The 262-nt window shown below is 66.8% G+C and carries 1 protein-coding gene; it reads left to right on the plus strand.

What is annotated here, in order from left to right:
• Positions 1-262 (plus strand): hypothetical protein (locus HKX41_11995; protein NNC24856.1); only part of this gene is annotated, 262 nt, incomplete at both ends.

Consider the following 262-nt stretch of genomic DNA (forward strand, 5'->3'; position numbering starts at 1 on the left):
CAGCTGACCGAAGTGCGCGCGCCCGCCGTCGCCGGCCTGCGCGAGCTCACTCAATACAGTTACGACGCCGCCGGCAACGTCACCCGGATCAAGAGCCTGCGCGGCAGCACGACCCTGGCCGAGACCGTCTATCAGTACGACGCCAACGGCAATGTGCTGTGGCAGTGGGACACCGTCGATCCGGCCAGCGGCGCTTCTGCGACCGCGATCCAGCGCACCTGGACGGCGAACAATCAACTGGCCACGGAAACCGTCTACACCG

It is taken from the genome of Salifodinibacter halophilus (assembly GCA_012999515.1).
Classification (GTDB): domain Bacteria; phylum Pseudomonadota; class Gammaproteobacteria; order Nevskiales; family Salinisphaeraceae; genus Salifodinibacter; species Salifodinibacter halophilus.